Here is a 3,931-nt window from a genome sequence, read left to right on the forward strand (position 1 = left end):
GTAGTAGAGGTTCCCGTAGCGGATCGAGAAGGCCGTGGTCCAGTCGAGGTGCGGGAAGATGCCGTAGGGCACCGCCTCGCTCCACGATCCCATCAGGATGGGACGGAACAGGCCGAGGACGAGGAACAGCCAGATGGCGGCCAGGAAGGCCCAGGCGATGTGCTTGCCCATCTTGTGCTGCGCGGCCAGCAGGTAGGTGCGGACCCACCACATCATCACCGAGATCAGGAGGAAGAAGCTCGAGATGATGTACCATCCGCCATCGTTGAGCGGCGGGAAGCTCAGGCCGTATTCCGGCCCCGGAGGCTCGAGCGCCAGCCAGAAGAGCTGACGGATGAACTCCGGGATGAACCAGTCCACCTGCGCCAGCATGTTGAAGCCGACGATGACGAACCAGAGCGTGCCGGTCGCGAGGCTGATGAGGCCGGCCCAGCCCAGGTAGATCGGGCCGAGCTGGGCGTTGCCGAACCAGCCCAGCAGCGTCGAGAAGCTCGCCTTCCTGGTCCGCTCTCCCCCAAGGATGTTCTCCTTGAGCTCGATGCCCATCTCGGGTTCGCCCTGAACCTGAACCTGGGTGAAGATGTTCTGATACTCGAAGTAGGCCATGGTTCAGTTACCTCCCACGACTGCCGGCTGCGTCGCGCCGTAGGTCTCGAGGGCGTTGCCTTCGTAGACGAGGCCCGGATCCGGCCAGATCGGCAGCTCGAGCCACCAGTTCCACCACTCGGGCCAGCCGGACGTCCAGACCGGGCCGGAGATGATGATGCAGACCGCGCTCCAGAAGCCGGCGTTCAGCGCCAGGAGCAGGCCGAGACGGTGAATGCCCAGCGTGCCGATGGAGTAGCCGATGAAGTCACGGAAGAACGTGTCCTCGTGATCCGGCGTCTTCATCTCCTCCCCCTTCTCGGGGTTGGCGGCCGAAAGGATCAGGCCGCCGTGGAGCGCGAGCGCGAAGGTCGTGGTGAAGAAGAACGTCACCGCGATCATGTGCGCCGGGTTGTAGTGGAAGTGCAGGTAGGCGTAGCCCACGTTCGAGACCCAGTCGAGGTGGCTGAAGATCCCGTAGGGGAAGCCGTGGCCCCAGGCGCCCATCAGGAGCGGGCGGAACACCACCAGCGTCACGTAGGCGAAGATGGCGAAGGCGAAGGCGAAGGGCACATGATAGCCGATGCCCAGCTTGCGGCAGATCTCGACCTCGCGCAGTGCCCAGGACACGAAGGCCCCGACCGCGCAGAAGGTGATGATCTGCCAGAGCCCGCCCTCGAGGAGCGGCGCGAAGCCCAGGCCATAGCTCAGGTCGGGCGGCGCGATGTTGATCGTCCAGGGGTTGAACGTGCCCTGCATGGCCGCGCCCCAGAAGATCAGGATTGTTCCCAGCAGCGCAAAGAAGGCTGTCGTGACCCCGAAGAAGCCCACGTAGAAGGGGCCAACCCAGAAGTCGAACAGATCGCCGCCGATCAGCGTCCCTCCGCGGACGCGGTACTTTTTCTCGAAGCTTAGCAAAGCCATGCGTCTGTCTCCGCGTATGGCGGCGTGTCCCCTATGCGGTCAGCCGTCAGTTATTCGTCCGATGGCTGCGGGCGGAACGGACCGCGCCGCCCGCAGCTTGGGTCTTGCCGTCACGAGACGTGCGGCTCGGGCGGCGTCAGCCGCCGAAGCCTGCCGTCGCGGCGGCGGACTCGAACCAGTTCAGGCCCGACGACAGAACCACCAGGTGGATCATCGCCGCGAGAAGGAACAGGAAGACGCCCTGGGCCACGAACACGCGGCGGGGGTCGAAGATGAGCCAGATCTTGTAGAACTTAGCCATGACTTATTCCCTTCTCAGAACCAGGGCGCCCAGATGTACGTGGCGAGATGAGCGACCAGGGCGACGGCCGAAAACAGCCAGAGCCCGCTCATATACACCGCGTGCAGCTCTTGCGCCTGCTCGTCGGTCAGACCTGTGAAGGACAGGTCAGCATTGTCAGCCATTAACTTTCCTCCGGAACGTTAGACTGATGCCGCGTTCCCCGCGGCCGGGCCCCGGCAAGGCCTCATTGCCCTGCCGGCATTCCACCCGCTGCGGATCGCTCCGCCGGGGGTGAATTCAGTCTCGGCTCCGGTCGTCACGCCGAGTTGAGCGTGGGTCCCTCACCTGCCAGCCGGGTCTGAAGCGGCTCTGGGCGGCGGGTTCGGGTCGTATCTCCGTCAGGCCGAGAAGATCATCGGCGTGATGATCCGCGCCTGGCTCCAGGCGCGCTTGATCGGTCCCTTGTCGGTCATGCTTCCCGTGCGGATCGCGGCCAGCGCCCAGGTCAGGGTCGCAAGCGGCAGCGTCGCGGCGAAGATGATCGCGAAGTAGATCATGAACTCCGTCTTCGGCGGCTTGTGCCGCGTGACGGGCGCGTTGGAGGTGTAGTCCGTCATGTCACTCTCCCTCGTTGAGTTCGAAGCCCGCGGGCGCAAGGCGCTCCACGGTGTCCCTGCCCACCCGCTCGGCGCCCGAGGCGAGCGCGGCCTTCTCGGCGGCGTCGCGCAGCGTCTTTGCGGCGGAAATGCGCGTCAGGATCGGATGCTCGGCGACGATCCGGTCCAGCAGCGCCTGCGCGTCCGCGTCCCAGGGGAAGTCGCGCCGGAGCGTCGTCGGCGTCGCCTCGACGCTGTCCATCTGGCTGCCGAGCGGCAGGATGTGGAACAGCGCGTCGAAGAGGCCGTTGCAGACCTCCTGCAGGATGTAGGTCGCGCCCGCATAGCCCATGAAGGGCGTGCCCGTGGCGCGCCGGATCGCGGCGCCGGGAAAGGAGGCCGGAATGAAGGCCGGCTTCGGCCCGTGTCCCGACGCCATCTCGGCGAGGTACATCTTCTCGTTGATCGAGCCCATCAGGATCAGCGGCCGCTTCTGGCTGACCAGCGCGCGCACCTGCTCGTTGTCGGTCTTCTTTCCGGCGACGCGGGCCACCGCGAAGGCGCAGGGCAGGCCGAGGTCGGTCTCGAGGAAGTTCCGCACGCCGCGGGCATAGGTCTCGTTCGCGACGATCCCGAAGCTCGCCGTCGCGAAGAAATCCTGCGTGACCGAGCGCCAGAGATCCCAGACCGGCTTGATCGTCGAGTGCTTCTCGCGCGCGATGAAGGGCTCGGGGTCGAGACCGGTCAGCTCGCCGAGCTTGCGCAGGAACTTCGTCGTGCTCTCCACGCCGATCGGCGCCTGCAGGTAGGGCTTGCCCAGCACCTCGCAGAGGCCGCGCCCGAATTCGCGGTACATGCAGATGTTGACGTCCGCGTTCACGAGGTTGCGCATCTCGGCCAGGTGGGAGCCGAGCGGCATCACCATGTTGACCTCGCAGCCGATGCCCTCGACGAGCCGCCGGATCTCGTGGAGGTCCGAGGGCATGTTGAACGTGCCGTACATCGGCCCGAGGATGTTGACGCGGGGCGCGGCGCCCTCCTCGCGCTTCTTCTCGGGCGGCATGCGGCCCTTCGTCATGCCGAACTCTGTGAAGATCCAGGTCATCGCGCGGTCCGCGCTCTCCCACTGGTCCTCGTCGATGGTGCGCGGCAGGAAGCGCTGGATGTTCGTGCCCATGGGCGTCACGCCGCCGCCGATCATCTCGGCGATGGAGCCGGTGACGACGACCGAGGGCAGCGCGGGGTCGAGCACGCCCCAGGCGCGCTTCATCGCACCCTCGGTGCCGTCGCGGCCCAGTTCCTCCTCGGCGAGGCCCGTCACCACGATGGGCAGCTCGTGCGGCGGCAGGCCGTCGGTGTAGTGCAGGACCGAGGTGACCGGCAGGTTCTCGCAGCCGACGGGCCCGTCGATGATGACCTGGAGGCCCTTGACCGCGGTGAACGCGTAGACCGAGCCCCAGTAGCCTCCCGCGCGATCGTGATCCTGGATCAGCATGCCCCTGCCCCCATCATCTTTCCGGAAATACGCCGGGGGGTCCGGGGG

At 66.3% G+C, this 3,931-nt stretch carries 5 protein-coding genes and 1 pseudogene; all 6 read right to left on the reverse strand.

The window, feature by feature from the left end:
- Positions 1-606 (reverse strand): annotated as a pseudogene (locus tag ACTS11_RS19465) (photosynthetic reaction center subunit M); the annotation flags it as partial.
- A 3-nt stretch (positions 607-609) separates the two neighbouring features.
- The gene (gene pufL / locus ACTS11_RS19470) at positions 610-1,509 is read right to left on the reverse strand and encodes a photosynthetic reaction center subunit L (RefSeq protein WP_442641946.1); all 900 of its coding nucleotides are present in this window, start codon (positions 1,507-1,509) and stop codon (positions 610-612) included.
- Positions 1,510-1,645: 136 nt separating this feature from the next.
- Entirely contained in the window at positions 1,646-1,810 is a 165-nt protein-coding gene (gene pufA / locus ACTS11_RS19475) for a light-harvesting antenna LH1, alpha subunit (protein ID WP_109666569.1), read from the reverse strand.
- Between the two features lie 14 nt (positions 1,811-1,824).
- Positions 1,825-1,974: a light-harvesting antenna LH1, beta subunit gene (pufB, locus tag ACTS11_RS19480; protein ID WP_278026697.1), complete on the reverse strand. Its 150-nt coding sequence runs from the start codon at positions 1,972-1,974 to the stop codon at positions 1,825-1,827.
- Between the two features lie 216 nt (positions 1,975-2,190).
- A complete protein-coding gene (gene pufQ / locus ACTS11_RS19485) occupies positions 2,191-2,409 on the reverse strand; it encodes a cytochrome PufQ (RefSeq protein ID WP_262876973.1) in 219 nt (72 codons plus the stop codon).
- 1 nt (position 2,410) lies between these two features.
- Positions 2,411-3,883 carry a chlorophyllide a reductase subunit Z gene (gene bchZ / locus ACTS11_RS19490; protein WP_442641947.1) on the reverse strand — a complete coding sequence of 491 codons (1,473 nt, stop codon included), beginning with the start codon at positions 3,881-3,883 and terminating at the stop codon, positions 2,411-2,413.
- Positions 3,884-3,931: the final 48 nt, after the last annotated feature.

Source organism: Roseicyclus sp. (assembly GCF_052168335.1).
In the GTDB taxonomy this organism is placed as follows: Bacteria; Pseudomonadota; Alphaproteobacteria; order Rhodobacterales; family Rhodobacteraceae; genus Roseibacterium.

Excerpts from the sequence above, each read along its gene's own strand:
- pufL (WP_442641946.1), bottom strand. The coding sequence starts at position 1,509 with ATGGCTTTGCTAAGCTTCGAGAAAAAGTACCGCGTCCGCGGAGGGACG.
- pufA (WP_109666569.1), bottom strand. The coding sequence starts at position 1,810 with ATGGCTAAGTTCTACAAGATCTGGCTCATCTTCGACCCCCGCCGCGTG.
- pufB (WP_278026697.1), bottom strand. The coding sequence starts at position 1,974 with ATGGCTGACAATGCTGACCTGTCCTTCACAGGTCTGACCGACGAGCAG.
- pufQ (WP_262876973.1), bottom strand. The coding sequence starts at position 2,409 with ATGACGGACTACACCTCCAACGCGCCCGTCACGCGGCACAAGCCGCCG.
- bchZ (WP_442641947.1), bottom strand. The coding sequence starts at position 3,883 with ATGCTGATCCAGGATCACGATCGCGCGGGAGGCTACTGGGGCTCGGTC.